Raw genomic sequence first — 17,285 nt, forward strand, 5'->3', positions numbered from 1 at the left:
ATTTAAGAAGGCTTTCTACATGCTGCCACTATTTCTCTATTTTTGTGGAAGTAGATTTTTTAAGCAGGCAGCTTAGGTTGAGTTATGGCTAAAAAGCAGATATCCGTTCCATTTACCTGGGCAGACGCCCGATGGCTTTTCCTGAAGCTCTGTATCACCCTTTTCCTGGTTTCGGTGCTGTGGGTGCTCACCTATCGGTGGATTGATCCGCCGGCTACGCTGCACATGCTTTTGAAACGCTCCGAGCCTAGTCCTAAAACCCAGAAGATAGACCAAATTCAGCACCAGTTTGTGGATTTGGAAGACATGTCCGTGAACTTGCCTTTGGCTGTCATCGCCGCCGAGGACCAGTTGTTCATCACCCACAACGGGTTCGATTTTAAAGCCATCAAGCAAGCGTTTCAGAGGAACATGTCCAGCAAGAAAACAATTGGCGGCAGCACCATCAGCCAGCAGGTAGCCAAAAACGTGTTTCTGTGGCACGGGCGCAGCTATCTCCGGAAAGGGGTGGAAATGTACTTCACCTTCATGATTGAGCTCTTGTGGGGCAAAGAACGCATTATGGAAGTGTACCTGAACATTGCCGAGATGGGTGACCATGTATTTGGCGTGCAGGCCGCGAGTAAAAAGTATTTCAAGTGCGCGCCCAAAGACGTGACCCGGCAACAAGCAGCCCTGCTGGCGGCCATTCTTCCAAACCCCATCCGGTACTCCGCTGCCCGGCCTTCTGGATACACCCTCCGGCGCCGCCGGAACATCGTCCGGAACATGAGTCGCCTGGGCGGAAGCAACTACATCAAACTCTGGCTAAAATAAAGCATGATTAAAAATTCTACTCTCTTTAACACAGCGGGGCTGTGGCTTCTGCTTTTAGTACTAGGCACAAGCTGTACTGTTTCCCAGAAATCAGCCGACCAAGACAGAGAAGCCATTGAGGGCGTGATGCGCCAACAGAGCGAGGCCTGGAACAAAGGCGATCTGGTAGGCTACATGCAAACCTACTGGCACTCAGATTCGCTGGTCTTCATCGGGAAGAACGGACCTACGTATGGTTGGGAGAAGACGCTGCAGAACTACCAGAAAGGCTATCCTAGCCAAGAGGCCATGGGGAAACTTACCTTCACCCTACTCAAAAAAGACAGATTAAGTCGAGACGCTTACTTTGTGGTTGGCAAATGGCACCTAGCTAGAACCGTGGGTGTTCTGCAAGGCCATTTCTCGCTCGTTTTCCGAAAAATAGCTGGTAAATGGAAGATTGTGGCAGACCATTCTAGCTAAGTCTAAGATCGATTTTCAGACAAGAATCCCCAAAAGCCTAAAAAGCGGCAGCTCCGTTTTAAGTCCAGTTTAGATAAATCGGGTTTAAAACGGAACTGCCGCTTTCAGTTTGAATTCTTTACTCAGAACTCAGGACTCAGGACTCAGAACTAAGCTTTTTCGTGTCTTTACTGATGGGCGCTGGAGCTTGTTGAGTAGGCGTACCGGCCGTATCGCTTTTATCAATCTCTTTCTGCTCTTCCACTTTCTTGATTTCTTCATAGAAGATAAGCCCTGAATCAGCCGCGTGTTTAGCGGCGGCGGCGGTGTCTTTCACCAGCAGCATCTCCACAGTACCTTTTAACTCCTCTGAAATGGTGTTTACTATTTTAGCCCGATCTTCCAGTTCCACATCCCTAATATAAACGCAGATGATGCGGCCGGGAAACTGCTTGATCACCTCGTGGTAAATAGGGGCGTCCTGCTGGCCGCTGTCCCCGATGAGTACGAAGTTCAGGTGCGGATAGGTGAGCAGGATGTTCTGGATTTCTTTGAACTTATGGCTCATGTGATCCGCTCCGAAGAACTTGTTCTGCATCAACCCAAAATCACGGAGCAGGAGGGGGCCGGCCGGAATGTCGTTGATGTCCAGAAAGTCATGGAGCAGGTCATACATGTTCCAGGGGCTGCTGCTCACGTAAAAGAACGGGTTGTTGCGCTTGCCGTTTCGGCCTAGTTGCAGGGAACGGTAGAAGGCAGAAACCCCCGCGAACGGCAGCCTGGTACGCGCATTGTTCATGAACGTGTGCTGCGACATTTTGATAATATCGGTGGCCGAGGAAAGCACAATGGTATCGTCAATGTCTGAGATGATGCCGTACTCGGCATCCGGGGGCGGAACCAGCACGTGGGCTTCTGATTTGATGCCCGGCTCAAAAGAAGAGATATCCGCCTTGATCAGTTCTACTTCCATCTCGTGCCAGATATCGTCTAGCTGCAGCGGGGTCTTGGGTTCCAGGTTGATGGTGAAATACCCTTCTTTATCGGTCAACACGGTGTGTTCCTGATCCTGGAAAGTAATGCGCAGTTGGGCATTACGGACTTCATCTGTCTCAAACCGGCGGTACATGTTCACCAGGTTCTTCAAGAGCGTGTCATTATCTGCGGCGGAGGTGATGCCTTGGTTTGAGATGACGCGGCCTTTGAGGTACAGACGGTTCACGGTGCCGTAACTGCGGTAAGAAACTATCTGCAAAGGCTTGTAGAGGCCAAACCGGTTCCTGATCCGCTGCATGAAAAAGTCAAACTGGTCATCAGCGTTCTCTATGACTTTGCCCATGGTTTGTTTGAAATCCTTTGCCATTCAATAGGGGTTTTTGCGTTGTTTTTTCGTTTTTACGCAGAAACTGGCCTTAGGTATATATACGGTTACAGTCCCAGGTTGCGCTTGAACTCTTGGTACCCTGTGTTGGAGGCTGTGGAGGTTTTGCAGCCCTGTTCCTGCGCCCTGGTCTGGATCTCCCTGATACGGTTAGCCGGAGCAGGGTGGGTGCTGATGAACTCCGGCGGAACGCCCTTGCTTTCAAGCGACTGCATTTTCTGGAAGAACCCCGCTGCCCCGTCGCACGCGTAAAAATCAGTGGCACCCAGGTAGCGCACCGAGTACTCGTCTGCCTCACGCTCATAGTCGCGGCTGAATTTGAGACCTACCAATTGGCCGCCTACTTGGGTAAAAATCCGCTCTAGGTTGCCGCTCTCATTTCCCAGGATAAGCTTGGTGAGCACGGAGATGCCGTATTGCTTCTGCAGTTGCTTGATGGAGTGCCGCTGGTCTGCGTGGGCAATCTCGTGGCCCAGCACGCCCGCTAATTGGTCTTCGTTGTCCAGGTACTTGATAAGCCCGGTGAAAACGTAGATGTGGCCGCCCGGCGTGGCGAAGGCATTCTGCACCTCAGGGTCATTGATGATTTTCACGTCCCAGGGAAATTCTTCCCGGTAGCTTACCTCACCAGACTCCAAGAGTCGCTCTACAATGGCATCTAGGTGCGCGTAAGCCGCCCGGGTTCTGGTATTAGAGGAGTTACGGTTCAATAACTGGCCTTTGCTGCCATAGGCCGAGTCTACCTGCTGGGAAACCTGCAAACCTAACTGCAGATCATTGTCAATGGGAAAGAACACCGCATCGCCGTTTTTATCGCCGCCGCAACTGGTGAACAGCACGGAAGACAGAAGAAAGAAAGCCATTACCAGCCCTGTGTAGGCAGAAGGAGACGCAGTGTGAAATCTTGGTTTCATGGAGTTGTTTATGTATGATTTTCCGTTTTACGAGAACTTTTGCAAAATGACAACCTCCGCTTTCTAGGTAAGGAAAGAACCCAACTTTGCGGCCGCTATGGAGGCGATTTATTTTGAGGCTGTTCTGGTGAAATAAGGCTCAAAACAGCGGTTATAACCTTTATGCCTGTATTGGGTTAAAGGAGATAAACCTTGCTTTTACCTTAGACATGGAAAAACAGTTAACTCCCCAGGCCATCTACGCCGATGCCGTTGTATCTGCTGAACAAGCCGGCCTTCGCTATTTCCCAGACACCAAAGCCGGGATTACCCGCGAGATCAAGGGAAAAGAGGTGACCTATTTCACTGCCAAAGGCGAGCTGATCACCGATGAGAAAATCCTTGGCCGCATCCAGAAACTGGTGATTCCGCCGGCCTGGACCCAGGTGTGGATTTCTCCGCAGCCCAACGGCCACATTCAGGCCACCGGCCGCGATGAAAAAGGCCGGAAGCAGTACGTGTACCATCCGCAGTGGCAGCAGGCCCGCAGCCTGAACAAATTCGGGCGGATGATTGCCTTCGGGAACGCGTTGCCCCTCATCCGGAAACAGGTAGAAAAAGACCTCAAACTCAAGAAGCTGGAGAAGCGCAAGATTCTGGCCATTGTGGTGGAACTGCTGGACAATTCCTTTATCCGGATCGGGAACCGCACGTATGCCAAAGAGAACAAATCGTACGGGCTAACCACCCTGCGGGACCGGCACGTGAAAGTAGAGGGCGACCATCTGCGCCTGGAGTTTGTGGGCAAAAAAGGCGTGAAGCACGAGATCAGCATCAAAGACCGGCGCCTGGCCCGGCTGGTGAAACAATGCCAGGACATCCCGGGGTATGACCTTTTCCAGTACTACGATGAAGAGGGCAACCGGCAACCGGTAGAGTCAGGGGACGTGAACGAGTACCTGCGCAGCCTTAGTGCCGAGGAGTTTACCGCCAAGGATTTCAGGACCTGGGGCGGCACGGTGCTCATGGTGGAATGCCTGGAACACCTGCTGGACGAGAACCCCGAAATCACCAAAGAGAAATCAGTCAAAGAGGCGGCCAAAATGGTGGCAGTAGAATTGGGTAACACTCCCACGGTTTGCAGCAAGTACTACATTCACCCCGAGGTGGTAAACCTATTCAAGCAAGACAAACTGATTGACTACCTCAGAAAGCATGACGCCAAGAAGCGGAAAGAGAACCCGTACCTATCCAGAACCGAAGAGTTTGTGATTAAAATGTTGAAAGCGATAAAGTTAGAGGCAAAATAAGTTTTTATGAATATATTTCCGGTGGAAAAGCGCCGAAGCCATGTACATAGAAACAGAAAGACTTCTCATTCAGCCGCTGACCCTTGCGCAGTTGAAGCTGTATGCCGCCAATAATGGGTCCCTGGAGAAACTACTAGGCCTCAGGTACACACCCAAAGAGATTGAACCTGATCTCGCCGATGCCTTGGACACCTATTTCCTACGCCTGTTGCCGCTTCACCAGGACAAGTACTACTTCTATACCTTGTGGGCCATTGTGCTGAAGAAGGAGCAAACCATGGCCGGCGACCTGTGCTTCAAAGGAGAGCCTGATGAAACCGGCGAAGTAGAGATTGGCTATGGCACCTACCCAGAATACCAACAGCAGGGAATCATGCGTGAAGCCATTGACGGACTACTCAACTGGTGCGCCCAACGTCCAGACATTTCCTCCATCATTGCCGAAACCGAAACCGGGAACACCGCCTCAGAGAAGATTTTGGAGCGCAATGGCTTTCACAAAGACTGCCAAAGCAGAGACAACACCTGGTGGAAACGCGAAGTGAAAGAATTGGTGGATTTGAAAATTTGAAGGTGTGCAGATTTGGAGATGAGAAGATGTGGAGATTTGAAGGTAAGGATATTCAGAGAATTGTGAATAAATATCAATAACAACATTCACATCGAAAGCCGATACCCACAATCTGTAAATTGCCACATCCTCACATTTTCCAATCTACACATCTCCTCATCTTCAAATCTACAACCCTTCCCGGTCGAAGGCAGTAATGCTGACGTCACGTGTCTTCTTTACTTTCGTTTCTTTTCCCTTCTCTACCTCAATGCCTTGTTTGGTGTCGTAGACGCGCGTCTTGCGACCCCAGCCCCGCACAAAGGAATCGTCTTTCACGTCATCTTCGCCCATACCGCCGTAGATGTTCACTTTAATGCCGCTTTTTCCCTTACCCGTGAGGATAAACTCATCTTCGTCGGCTAAGCCGTGGAGGGAAATGGATTTTGTGTCCGTTTTTTTGAAAATGCGGTCAAACACCAACAGGTTTCTTTCCTTTTCATCACCGGCAATTTGGGAGATAAGGACCCTTGTATCGCCGTTGTCTAGCCGCTGCACAATGAACTTCTCTTTTTTGTCGGTGCCCGGCACCAGTACGTGCTTGGAAAGGTGACGGTACATATCACGGGCGATGGCCGGCAACTGTTCCCGTCTGGAGACAAGTTTGCGCTTGATCTCTTCGCCGGTAAGTTGGTAGGCTTGGGTAGGCATGAGCTCTACCGATGCATTGATGACACTGTCGGTCAATTGGTTCTGCAACTGCAACGCCAATTGTTCCCATTGCTCAAGCGTTACCTCGTTAAGGCAGCGCTCATCTATAAAACGGGCATTCTGCAGGTATCCTTTGGTGAAAGCCACCTTGGGGTGGAAAGTCTTCATCTTTTTAAGCGGTGCCCAAGGGCGGCTGAACAGCCAAGGCACCAGCCCATCATCAAACTTAAAGAAGGCTTGGTCACGGTCTTTGGGCACCGGGGAGTAGGTGGTCACGTTGCTGGTGTCATATACGGCCCATTGCCACTGGCCTTCGTGGCGGTCCCAATCGCCAATGAAAACATCAAACAGCCGCGCTTTGGCAAAGGACAACTGGTCTGGTTGGTGCGAGTGCTGGGAAAATCTTTTCTCCAAAAATTCTTTGGAGTCTACCAGGTTTTTGGCCTTGCCCAAGTAACCGGTGATGGCTGCCTTTCCCTCGTACTTTTCCTCCAACAGGAACACGCGGTCCTGGAACTCCGCTGAGCTTTTACCTAAGCCTTTCTCGTCTTTGGGAATGTACACGTAGCGGGGATGGCTGTGCGGGACTTGGGCGCCACCCGCCAGGCCAGATACTACCAAAGCGCCATACGGGTGGGCTGCCGAGGTTTGGTCTCTGAGCAGGTTGGTGACGAAGGTTTTTTGAAGGCCTTTTGGCAAGATATCTTTCGGGTCTTTGTCCACGGAGCGGAGGGCGTACTGTTTTCCCGCCTCATTCTCTAGGGTAAGGCTCGTAGTCTGAAAACCACCTCCCAATTTCTCAGGACTCAACCCACCGTGCATTTTAGAAATATCGAAAACAGGCAGGGTTACCGGTTGGGCCCACACCTTGCGGTAATGTTTGCCCCACAAGAACGTATGCAGAAAACCACGCTGGTAATGTTTGCCCGCCACCACCGTTGCCGAGTCCCATTTCGCATTCCGTTCCTGCTCCACAGGGCCCACCAAGGCTGATTCCTGGAAATAATTTTTCCGGGCGCAGCCGTAACTCATCAAAATCACGGAGAAAGAAAGGGTCAGTAGTTTCCGCATAGCCTAATATTAATTCTTTGCCATACAGAAACTGTACCATAAAGGTTTTCTTTCTCACCTTTCTTTGAATAGAGGCTCATTTTACATTTTGAGCCCTCATCCAGCAGGGCAGTTGTAAAACATAGAACCTTTGTTTTAGGTATAAATACGCACCTATGGTACAGAATTTAACTAAACAAAAGGGAATCAGTTATTTAAGATGCTGCTGCCTTTGGCTTCTCACGTTTTTGTTTTTCCCAACCGCCCAGGCAGCACCAACTTCTGCGGATTCCACCGTGATGGTGGCGGCTGGCAAGCATTACCTCAGAAGTGGGTTCCATAGGTTTTGGTGGGGCAAGCATTACCGCAAAGTGTGGGCTGAGCCAGTAGCCGCTCCCTACTTCTGGATAAGCCAGTTTCAGGGTGGGGTAATGCCTTTGAAGGAAGGAGGGAGTTTCCAGACGAAGAACCTGCGCCTCGTGGATTCCGCCGGCCGTGAATACGTGCTGCGCTCGGTAGACAAAGACCCATCAAAGGCCTTGCCCAAAAACCTGCAGAAGACGTTTATAGCCAAGCTCATGCGCGATCAGACCAGCGTGATCCATCCTTATGGAGCCTTCATTGTGCCGGCGCTGGCCCAAGCCGCTGGCGTGTATCATACTAATCCAAGGTTGGTGTACATCGCGGATGACCCTGCCTTAGGTGAATTCAGGAAAGATTTTGCCCACATGCTGGCCTTGTTAGAAGAGCGACCGGATGGCAATTGGGAGAACCAGCAGAGTTTCGGGAAACCGCAGAACATCTTAAGCTCCAGAAACGCTTTTCAGGAACTGATCAAAAGTTCGGACTACCAGGTGGACCGCCAACGGTATCTTCTGTCCAGGTTGTTTGATATGTGGCTCAGCGATTGGAGCCGGCGCGAGGACCAGTGGCGCTGGTCAGTATTCAAGAAAGGCGAAGTAACAGAACTGGCTCCTATTCCGCGTGACCGGGACCATGCTTTCTTTAAATTCAATGACGGGGCTTTAACAAAGTTGGTAAGCGTTATTAAGCCCAATTACCAAAGTTTCGATAAAACCATAAAGGAGCGGAATGTGAAAGGGCTCATCAGAAGCTCCTCGCAGATGGATGGTTTCTTCCTGGGCTATTTAACCCAAGACGATTTCCAAAAAGCGGCCCTGAAGCTGCAGGAAAACCTGACGGATCAAGTGATTGAAAAGGCGCTGCAAGGTTGGTCTCCGCAAATCAGGGAATTGTCTTCCCAGGAGTTTGGCGCCAAATTGAAATCGCGGCGGGATGACCTGCCTAAAGCCGCTGCTACCTTTTACCGAATCTTGAACCAAGAAGTGTTGCTGCCCGGCACCGATGCTCCAGATTCGTTCCAGTTGAATTTCAGGGAAGACGGCAGTTTGCTGGTGCAGCACTTTGCCGTGCATAAAAACAAAAAGCGAACCCTTATCCATGAAAAGGTTTTCCTGCCATCAGAGACTAAGAAGCTTTCCATCTTTGGCCTTGGAGACGAAGATACGTTTGTGCTGCAGGGCAAAGGGAATAACAAGATAATGGTGCAGCTGTACGGCGGGGAAGGAACCGATGGGCTCTCTGCCAACCCTTCTTTTCAGCTCAGCGGCCAGAAGATCCTCTTGTTTGATGAGGAAGACGGCAACGATTACCCGAAGACCAAAGGCGTGGAGCGCGAGGAGTACACCCCAGCCGCGCAGGAGTTCAACGGAACCGGATGGCTACTGAGGCACCGTCTGCATTAAGGTTCGTTTAGGAACTGTTTTCAAGAAAACAGGCTTAAATCGCGGCGTTAACATCTTCTGAAAACACCAGAACTTTGTCCTGATGTTTCGTGCGCATGTAGCCTCTGATGATCTGCTGCGTGTCTTTGTTGTCATTGTAGTACTTGATCACGCCTTTGAAATCCTCCAGAGAACTGGCGCTGAACGACTCATCAAAATACCCGAAGCCCAGGTAACGGCCATTGTCTACCACCACCACTGACTTCTCCTCGGGGCTGCGGCCCTTCCCGATGATGACGAATGTATCGTAGTCGTACTTGAACGCGTCAATAGACTCAATCACGCGCTGGTTGTAGTCCTCCGGCGATTCTTTGCCCACGCAGGCGCCTTTGCATTGGTGTACCTGGTAATCAAAGCAAGGACCATTGGATTTGTACAGGTCGCACAGTTTCTGGCAGAGGTTGTACTTGGCCACGCGGTTGTAAAGAAAGTTCTTCGCCTGGAACTGATTGGACATGGTGAGCAGCGGCGGAACCTCGGTCTTGGCCTTCTGGAAGGTGAGCCGCAGGTAGCCTTCCTGATCGTAGTAAGAATAAATGCCCGAGTGGTACACGCTTCGGCGCTGGGCGCGGTTGTAGAAAGGCTTCCGCTTCTTGATCTCATCAGACTCAAAAAGCAAAGCCACTAACTCACTGCCCGTGCGCTCATAGGTAATGCTGGCGATGCGGTTCTTGAACTCTATGGACTTCCGGCTCTTGAAATCAATGTTGAAGTGCTGGATGATGCGCTTCCGAATGCTCTTGCTTTTGCCCACGTAAATGATCTCGCCATTCTCGTCATGGAAGTAATAGACGCCAGCCTCCAGGGGCAAAGCATCTACCATGTCCCTGGAAATGGCCGGTGGCAGGAGCGAGGTTTTGATCTCCTTTGAGATGGAAGAGGTCTCCAGCAGTTTATCGTCTTGGGAGTCATTCACCTTTTTCTCATCGATTTTCAGCAAACGGTCAAAAAGGATGGCCGTGGCCTCGGCATCTCCTATGGCGCGGTGCCGCATCTGCAGCGGAATGTCAATGCTCTTGCAGAGTTTGCCCAAGCTGTAAGACGGAAGCCCCGGCATAAGTTTGCGGCTCAGTCGAACGGTGCACAGGGTCTTGCGCTGGAAAGTAAAGCCAAGGTCGGCAAACTCTTTCTTCACGAAGGAATAATCAAACCGCACGTTGTGGGCCACAAACACGTTGCCCTCGGTGATCTGCACAATCTGCTTGGCCACCTCATGGAATTTAGGCGCGTCTTTCACCATCTCATCGGTGATGCCGGTAAGCTGCGAGATGAAGAAGGGAATAGGCCGGCCCGGGTTGATGAGGCTATGAAACTGGTCTACTACCTGGTTCCCGTCATGGATGAAAATCGCAATCTCGGTAATCCGATCTTCTGAGGGCTGACCACCGGTAGTCTCGATATCTATAATGGCGTACACGCGCGGAGATTAAAGTAAAAGATAGTGCTAGGTACTAACTATATTAGTAGAACCAAGAAAATGCCAAGAACGTTTCATCTGATTTTTGGCACCGTTTTATAAAAACGACGCAAAAAAGGGCAGCTTTATGGAGCTGCCCTTTTTTGCGATCTAAGCTTATGGCTTAATAAGCTTGTTTCAAAGTAGTGATGGTTTGTTTAGCGGCCTCAATTTCCTGCTTTTGACGCTGAATCAACGTTAACACGTTCACCGGCAAATCTTTGTCATTCAAGGCATTGTCATAGGCTTTTAGCGCCGCGGCATCACCGTTTTCGCATTCGCTCAAAATGGCTTTGCTGTCATTGGCGCCGATCGCAGACTTCAGGTTGATCCAGCCGCGGTGTACCGCTCCGGCAGCCTGTAACGCTGCGCCCTCCAGGGTTGTTTTCTCGGTGGTGCTGCCACCCAGGCTTTGGGCTGTACTTTCCAGCTCGCTCACAAACGTGGCGCGCTGATGAGCCAACCGATGGAACTCCGATTTCATTTGTGGGTTGTCTACGGCATCGGCGGCGGTTTCGTAGCCTTTTCTGCCATCGCGGGCAGTTTCCACTAAATCATTCAAAGTGCTGATAACTTTGCTATTTACATTATCCATAGTTTTATGTGTTAAATGGTACAGGTAGTAAGATTAACCCAGAACTGAAGTAAATGTTTGACATTCAACAAGTCTGGCTTGTGGTTTATACTTAACCCAGTACGCATAAGTTTCAGCGTTTATAGCCTGGTTTTCTGTAAACAGCTCCTAAACAGGGCCCTTCACCTGGTTCCGTCGGCTTTTGAGGCGCTTCAGAAGTCGGTTCTCGGCAGGTCCCTGGTTGATGTCGTTCAGCAGGAAGCCAAACGGTTGCAGGGGCTCATAGGCGTCAAAAATCACCTTCAGGATGGCGATGATGGGAATAGACAAAATCATGCCCGGCGCTCCCCAGATCTCGCCGCCCAATATCAACGCCACAATAGCGGCAAACGGGTTGATGCTTACCTTAGAACCTACCACAAATGGCGTAATGAAATTGCCCTCCAGGAACTGGACAAAAGCAAATATCCCGATCACGATGAGCATTTGCCCGGCCGAGCCAGTGTTCACAAACACAAAAAGCGCTGGAAACAAAGCCCCGATCAAGATGCCTATATAGGGAATGACAGTAAGGATGGCCGCCATCACCCCGAAGAAAATAGCGAATTCCACGCCCATGATGAGCAACCCAACGGAGTTGAGCACCGATACCACACAGATCACAATTAACAAACCCGAAAGATAACCCTGCACCACCCGCTGAATATTGTCTACCGTCTCCATCAGCGGCTCGCGCCGATCTCTGGTGATGAACTGAAACATGAACTGCCGCAGGTGATCTCGGTAGTACAGCATACAGAACACATAGATGGGAATCAACGACAGCACAGTAAGCGCCCCGGTAGTGAGGGAAATGGTGCTGCCCAGAAAAGCGGTGCCCGTCTGGGTCACGTTGCCCAAGGCTTTCTGCAGGAACTCACTTTTGTTTGTGGGCTTAATCCCGAACCGCTCATACAAAAAGGACTGGAACTTAGCGATTAGACCGCTCAACTTGCTGTTGATCTCAGTGAGCTCAGAGGAGAAGTTGGCTACCTGCGAGGAGAGAAACCAAATCAACATGCCCAAAATCAGGATAACCACCACCAGGGAAATGACGATGGAAATAGCCCTGGGAAGTCGTCTTTCCAGACCCCGGGCCATAGGCAGCAGCAGCAGGGCGAAAAGAGCCGCAAAGCAAATGGGGATGAGCACCGGTGAGAAGGTCTGCAAGAAATGCAGAAGCAGGAACAGCCCTAGCAGGATCACGGTGTACTTAAAATAGGAGGGTAGTTTTATTTCCATGGTTTTATTTCTGAGGAGTGAAAGGTTAAACAAATATTATTTGATAAAGCTAAAAATATTAGTATTTCAAATAATTGTCTATCAGTTTATTGGGTATTTGGCTAAAAATATAAGCAAAATCCAGGGTCTTAAATGAACTGCGAAGCACTATATTTGGTTACAGATAAATAGAAAACTTGATTTTTGGTAAAGTTTAACAGCCTTAAAACAGACCTTGATTTTAGACCGGTTTCTGCATTAAAATTGCTGTTTCGGGCTTTTGATGTCAAAGTACACGCAAATTTTCTTTTATTTTACCTTATTCTACTAAACCCTTAAGTTCCCCATGGCTGAACTGACTGATGTTACCTACAACGAGGATAGTATACGTTCGCTTGACTGGCGTGAACACATCCGGCTGCGCCCGGGTATGTACATTGGCAAGTTAGGTGATGGTTCCTCTCCCGATGATGGGATTTACATTCTTGTGAAAGAGGTGATTGACAACTCCATTGATGAGCACATGATGGGGCATGGTCGCACGATTGAAGTAAAGATTTCTGACCACAAAGTAGTGGTCCGCGACTACGGACGTGGTATTCCGCTGGGCAAGGTGATTGACTGCGTGAGCAAGATCAACACCGGTGGTAAGTATGACAGCCGCGCCTTCCAGAAATCGGTAGGTCTGAACGGGGTAGGTACCAAGGCGGTGAATGCTTTGTCCTCCAGCTTCAGAATCCAATCGGTGCGCGACGGCAAAACCAAGGTAGCTGAGTTTGAGCGCGGCGAATTGGTGAACGATGAACCGCTGCAGGATTCCAACCAGCGCAATGGTACCACTACCGTCTTTGTGCCAGATGACACTATTTTCAAAAATTACCACTTCATTCCGGAGTTCTTGGAAAACCAGATCTGGAACTACGTGTACCTCAACGCCGGCCTTACTATACATTTCAACGGACAGAAGTATTTGTCTGAGAATGGCCTCAAAGACCTGTTGAGCCGCAAGATTGCCGAGGAAAGCATGCGTTACCCGATCATCCACCTGAAAGGGGATGATATTGAGCTGGCATTGACCCACGGCAATGATTACGGTGAAGAATATTATTCCTTCGTGAATGGTCAGTACACTACCCAAGGCGGTACGCACTTAGCGGCCTTCCGCGAAGCCGTGGTAAAAACCGTGCGCGAGTTCTATAAGAAAGACTACGATGCCACTGATATCAGGGGTTCTATTGTAGGTGCCGTGGCCATTCGCGTTCAGGAGCCGGTTTTCGAAAGTCAGACCAAAACCAAGTTGGGCTCCATCAACGTGGCGCACGAAGGGCCAACCGTACGGAATTTCGTGAACGATTTCGTGAAGGAGCACCTTGACAATTACCTGCACAAGAACCCTTCTGTAGCGGATGCCCTGCGCAAACGCATTGAGCAGAGCGAGCGCGAGCGCAAGGACATGGCGGGTATCAAAAAGCTGGCTAACCAACGTGCGAAGAAAGCGAATCTGCACAACAAGAAACTGCGTGACTGCCGCTTCCACTTCGGTGAAAGCAAAGAACTGGAGAAAGAGGCGTTGACCACCTTGTTTATCACGGAGGGGGACTCTGCTTCGGGTTCTATTACTAAGTCTAGAAACGTGGAGTTGGAGGCGGTATTCTCCTTAAGAGGTAAGCCTTTGAACTGCTTCGGGTTGAAGAAGAAGGTAGTGTACGAGAACGAGGAGTTCAACCTATTGCAGCACGCCTTGAACATTGAGGAAGGCTTGGAAGGTCTGCGCTACAACCGCGTGGTGGTCGCAACCGATGCTGATGTAGATGGCATGCACATTCGCTTGCTACTCATGACGTTTTTCCTGCAGTTTTTCCCAGATCTGGTCAAAAACGGCCACCTGTACATTCTGGAAACACCGCTGTTCCGGGTACGGAATAAGAAGGAGACCATCTATTGCTACAATGAGCAGGAGAAGCAGAACGCCATGCGCAAGTTGGGCAAGAACCATGAGATCACCCGTTTCAAAGGATTGGGCGAGATCTCGCCGGAAGAGTTCGGGAAGTTCATCGGAGACAACATCCGTCTGGAGCCGGTGATCATGGGTAAGACCGAGCAAAACATCCAGAAGGTCTTGTCTTACTTCATGGGCAAGAACACGCCGGAGCGGCAACAGTTTATCATTGAGAATCTCAAGATTGAGAAAGATATAGTAGAGGAGGTATATGCTTAACGAAGAATTGGAAAACGAGAACAACCTGGAACTAGACGCGCAACTGGAAGGAGAGGAGACTATCCATGAGATAAGCTCTGTATCCGGACTGTACGAGAATTGGTTTCTGGACTACGCCTCCTATGTAATTCTGGAGCGGGCTGTTCCTGCTTTGGAAGACGGTTTCAAACCGGTGCAGCGCCGCATCATGCACGCCATGAAAGAAATGGACGATGGCCGTTTCAACAAAGTGGCGAACGTGATTGGCCAGACCATGCAGTACCACCCGCACGGGGATGCTTCCATTGGCGATGCCATCGTAAACCTGGGCCAGAAAGACCTGCTCATTGAAACCCAGGGGAACTGGGGCGATGTGCGCACTGGCGACAGTGCGGCGGCCCCTCGATACATTGAGGCACGCCTCACCAAGTTTGCCCTGGATGTAGTCTTCAATGGCCAAACAACGGAGTGGCAACTAAGCTACGACGGACGTAAAAACGAGCCGGTGACGTTGCCGGTGAAATTTCCGCTGTTGCTTGCGCAAGGCGTGGAAGGGATTGCCGTAGGCTTGTCTACCAAAATCATGCCCCACAACTTCCGGGAATTGATCAAAGGCTCTATTGACGTGCTCAAAGGCCGTAAAACCACCTTGTTGCCAGACTTCCCCACGGGTGGTTTGGCTGACTTCACCAACTACAACGGTGGGGGCAGAGGCGGTAAAATCCGTTTACGGGCTACTATTGAAAAAATAGACAAATCGCTGCTCATCATCCGGGATGTGCCTTACGGTACCACCACTACGGCGTTGATGGACTCTATTGTAAAGGCCAGCGAGAACAATAAGATCAAGATCAAGAAGGTGGTGGACAACACCGCTGCCGAGGTGGAGATTCAGGTGCACATTCCGCCTGGGATTTCGCCTGACTTGACCATTGATGCCTTGTATGCCTTCACCGACTGTGAAGTCTCCATCTCGCCTAACACCTGCGTCATCATTGAAGATAAGCCTCGGTTCCTGAACGTGGATGAACTATTACGTTTATCTACAACCAAAACGGTTCGGTTACTGGAGCGTGAGCTCGAGATCCGGATGGGGGAGTTGGAAGACAAGTGGCACAACTCTTCCTTGGAGAAAATCTTCATCGAGAACCGCATCTACCGCGACATTGAGGAGTGTGAGACTTGGGAAGCCGTTCTGGAAGCCATTGACAAAGGCCTAGAGCCGCACAAACCTTTGCTGCGCCGCGAGGTGACACAGGATGATATTGTCCGCCTGACAGAGATCAAGATCAAGCGTATCTCTAAGTTTGACTCCTTTAAAGCCGATGAGTTCATCAAAAAGCTGGAGGATGAAATGGCCGAGGTAGCCGATAATCTAGCGAATCTGGTGCGTTACGCCATCAGCTATTTTGAGGGTCTTTTGGCAAAATACGGCAAAGGCAAGGAGCGCAAAACACAGATCAGAACCTTTGACGTGGTGTCCGCCCAGAAAGTAGCAGTAGCCAACCAGAAGCTCTACGTGAACCGCAAAGATGGTTTCGTGGGCTATGGCTTGAAGAAAGACGAGTTTGTCTGCGACTGCTCTGACATGGACGATATTATTGCCATCCGGAAAGATGGTAAATTCATGGTGTCTAAGATCAGCGACAAAATCTTCATGGGCAAAGACATCATTCACGTGGGTGTGTACAACAAGAATGATGAGCACATGGTCTACAACATGATCTACGTGGATGGGAAAACCGGCATTTCGTTCGCCAAACGCTTTGCGGTAACCTCTATCACCCGTGACAAAGAGTATGACCTGACCAAAGGCGAGAAGAACTCCAAGGTAGTTTATCTGACGGCTAATCCTAACTCAGAATCTGAATTGGTGAGCATCACCTTGCAACCGGCTAGCACGGCGCGTGTGAAGCAGTTTGACTTTGATTTTGCAGAATTGCTTATAAAAGGCAAAGGCTCGCAGGGGAACATCGTGACCAAGCACCCGATCAAGAAAGTAGTGCAGAAAGCCTTGGGTGAGTCTACCCGTGGCGGACGCGAAATCTACTATGATGAGGTGATTGGCCGTTTGAACACTGAGAACCGTGGTCGCTACTTAGGATCATTCAACACGGATGATTCTATCCTGGTGATCTTCAAAGATGGGTCCTATGAACTGACTTCTTTTGAGTTGTCCAACCACTACGACGTGCCTAACATTGAAGTGATCCATAAGTTCTCTCCAGAGTTGGTGGTGTCTGCCGTGTACACCGAAGGCGAGACCAAGGTCACGTACGTGAAGCGCTTCGTGGTGGAGACCAGCACAATGGGTAAACGGTTTGCCTTCATCCCAGAAACCAAAGGGTCTAAACTCCTGGCGGCGTCTGTGCACCCTGAGCCTAAAGCAGAGATTAAGTTCCAGCGGGATAAGAAGTCTGATAAAGAGACAGAAAGCTTGCTCCTGAGTGACTTCATTGATGTGAAAGGATGGCGTGCCATGGGTAATAAACTTAATTACTTCAAGATTTTTGGTGTAAGTATCCAAAAAGAGGAAGAGACAGAGGTAGTGAAGCCAAAAACTGGTACTAAAATTATAAAAGCAATAAAGGTTGAACCCAGGATAATACAAGAACAACCCGCTTCTTTCTTTACAGGAGACCATGTTGTCCTTGAAATTGATAACTTAGAACCTGTATTGAATTTGGACGTAGATAACGAACAAACCGGGGATCTACTGAAACCAGTAAAGCCACCTAAAAAACAGTTGAATCTCTTTTAGGACTTTTTAAAAGTTATTTGTAGATTACCCTTACGTTGGACTAATAAGTAATTCTGGGGGAAAGGTATGCAAAGGACTTT

Annotated in this window: 13 protein-coding genes; 7 read left to right on the plus strand and 6 right to left on the minus strand. The window is 49.8% G+C overall.

Annotation, left to right across the window (positions count from 1 at the left end):
• Nucleotides 1-84: 84 nt before the first annotated feature.
• Complete coding sequence (gene mtgA, locus FOA19_RS12395; protein WP_149091131.1) at nt 85-816, plus strand: monofunctional biosynthetic peptidoglycan transglycosylase; 732 nt, start codon at nt 85-87, stop codon at nt 814-816.
• 3 nt (nt 817-819) lie between these two features.
• On the plus strand, nt 820-1,278 hold the full coding sequence (locus tag FOA19_RS12400) for a YybH family protein (RefSeq protein WP_149091132.1): 459 nt from the start codon (nt 820-822) through the stop codon (nt 1,276-1,278).
• 136 nt (nt 1,279-1,414) lie between these two features.
• Here FOA19_RS12400 and FOA19_RS12405 read toward each other — a convergent pair whose 3' ends face one another.
• Both FOA19_RS12405 and FOA19_RS12410 read right to left on the minus strand, forming a co-directional pair.
• Nucleotides 1,415-2,620 (minus strand): App1 family protein, encoded by a 1,206-nt coding sequence (locus tag FOA19_RS12405; protein ID WP_223808871.1) that lies wholly within the window; start codon nt 2,618-2,620, stop codon nt 1,415-1,417.
• A gap of 65 nt (nt 2,621-2,685) precedes the next feature.
• Entirely contained in the window at nt 2,686-3,552 is an 867-nt protein-coding gene (locus tag FOA19_RS12410; protein ID WP_223808872.1) for a M48 family metallopeptidase, read from the minus strand.
• Nucleotides 3,553-3,761: 209 nt separating this feature from the next.
• Here FOA19_RS12410 and FOA19_RS12415 point away from each other — a divergent pair, with 209 nt between their 5' ends.
• Together FOA19_RS12415 and FOA19_RS12420 are read left to right on the plus strand one after the other, a co-directional pair.
• Entirely contained in the window at nt 3,762-4,841 is a 1,080-nt protein-coding gene (locus FOA19_RS12415) for a DNA topoisomerase IB (protein ID WP_149091133.1), read from the plus strand.
• Nucleotides 4,842-4,881: 40 nt separating this feature from the next.
• On the plus strand, nt 4,882-5,412 hold the full coding sequence (locus FOA19_RS12420; RefSeq protein WP_149091134.1) for a GNAT family N-acetyltransferase: 531 nt from the start codon (nt 4,882-4,884) through the stop codon (nt 5,410-5,412).
• Between the two features lie 168 nt (nt 5,413-5,580).
• On the opposite strand, the gene FOA19_RS12425 is transcribed toward FOA19_RS12420, so the two are convergent.
• Nucleotides 5,581-7,173 carry a hypothetical protein gene (locus FOA19_RS12425; protein WP_149091135.1) on the minus strand — a complete coding sequence of 531 codons (1,593 nt, stop codon included), beginning with the start codon at nt 7,171-7,173 and terminating at the stop codon, nt 5,581-5,583.
• 155 nt (nt 7,174-7,328) lie between these two features.
• Between FOA19_RS12425 and FOA19_RS12430 the strand changes: the two genes are divergently transcribed.
• Entirely contained in the window at nt 7,329-8,918 is a 1,590-nt protein-coding gene (locus tag FOA19_RS12430; protein ID WP_149091136.1) for a hypothetical protein, read from the plus strand.
• A gap of 34 nt (nt 8,919-8,952) precedes the next feature.
• Here FOA19_RS12430 and FOA19_RS12435 read toward each other — a convergent pair whose 3' ends face one another.
• The 3 genes from FOA19_RS12435 to FOA19_RS12445 form a co-directional block, all read right to left on the minus strand.
• Complete coding sequence (locus FOA19_RS12435; RefSeq protein WP_149091137.1) at nt 8,953-10,374, minus strand: exonuclease domain-containing protein; 1,422 nt, start codon at nt 10,372-10,374, stop codon at nt 8,953-8,955.
• A 163-nt stretch (nt 10,375-10,537) separates the two neighbouring features.
• The gene (locus FOA19_RS12440; protein WP_149091138.1) at nt 10,538-11,008 is read right to left on the minus strand and encodes a ferritin-like domain-containing protein; all 471 of its coding nucleotides are present in this window, start codon (nt 11,006-11,008) and stop codon (nt 10,538-10,540) included.
• Nucleotides 11,009-11,155: 147 nt separating this feature from the next.
• Nucleotides 11,156-12,268 (minus strand): AI-2E family transporter, encoded by a 1,113-nt coding sequence (locus FOA19_RS12445; RefSeq protein WP_149091139.1) that lies wholly within the window; start codon nt 12,266-12,268, stop codon nt 11,156-11,158.
• Between the two features lie 325 nt (nt 12,269-12,593).
• Between FOA19_RS12445 and FOA19_RS12450 the strand changes: the two genes are divergently transcribed.
• Complete coding sequence (locus tag FOA19_RS12450; RefSeq protein ID WP_149091140.1) at nt 12,594-14,465, plus strand: DNA topoisomerase IV subunit B; 1,872 nt, start codon at nt 12,594-12,596, stop codon at nt 14,463-14,465.
• Nucleotides 14,458-17,205, plus strand: coding sequence for a DNA gyrase/topoisomerase IV subunit A (locus FOA19_RS12455; protein WP_149091141.1), 2,748 nt, complete (start codon nt 14,458-14,460; stop codon nt 17,203-17,205). Before FOA19_RS12450 ends, FOA19_RS12455 begins: the two co-directional genes overlap by 8 nt.
• Nucleotides 17,206-17,285: the final 80 nt, after the last annotated feature.

Origin of the sequence: Rufibacter hautae, from assembly GCF_008271695.1 — a bacterium.
Classification (GTDB): Bacteria; Bacteroidota; Bacteroidia; order Cytophagales; family Hymenobacteraceae; genus Nibribacter; species Nibribacter hautae.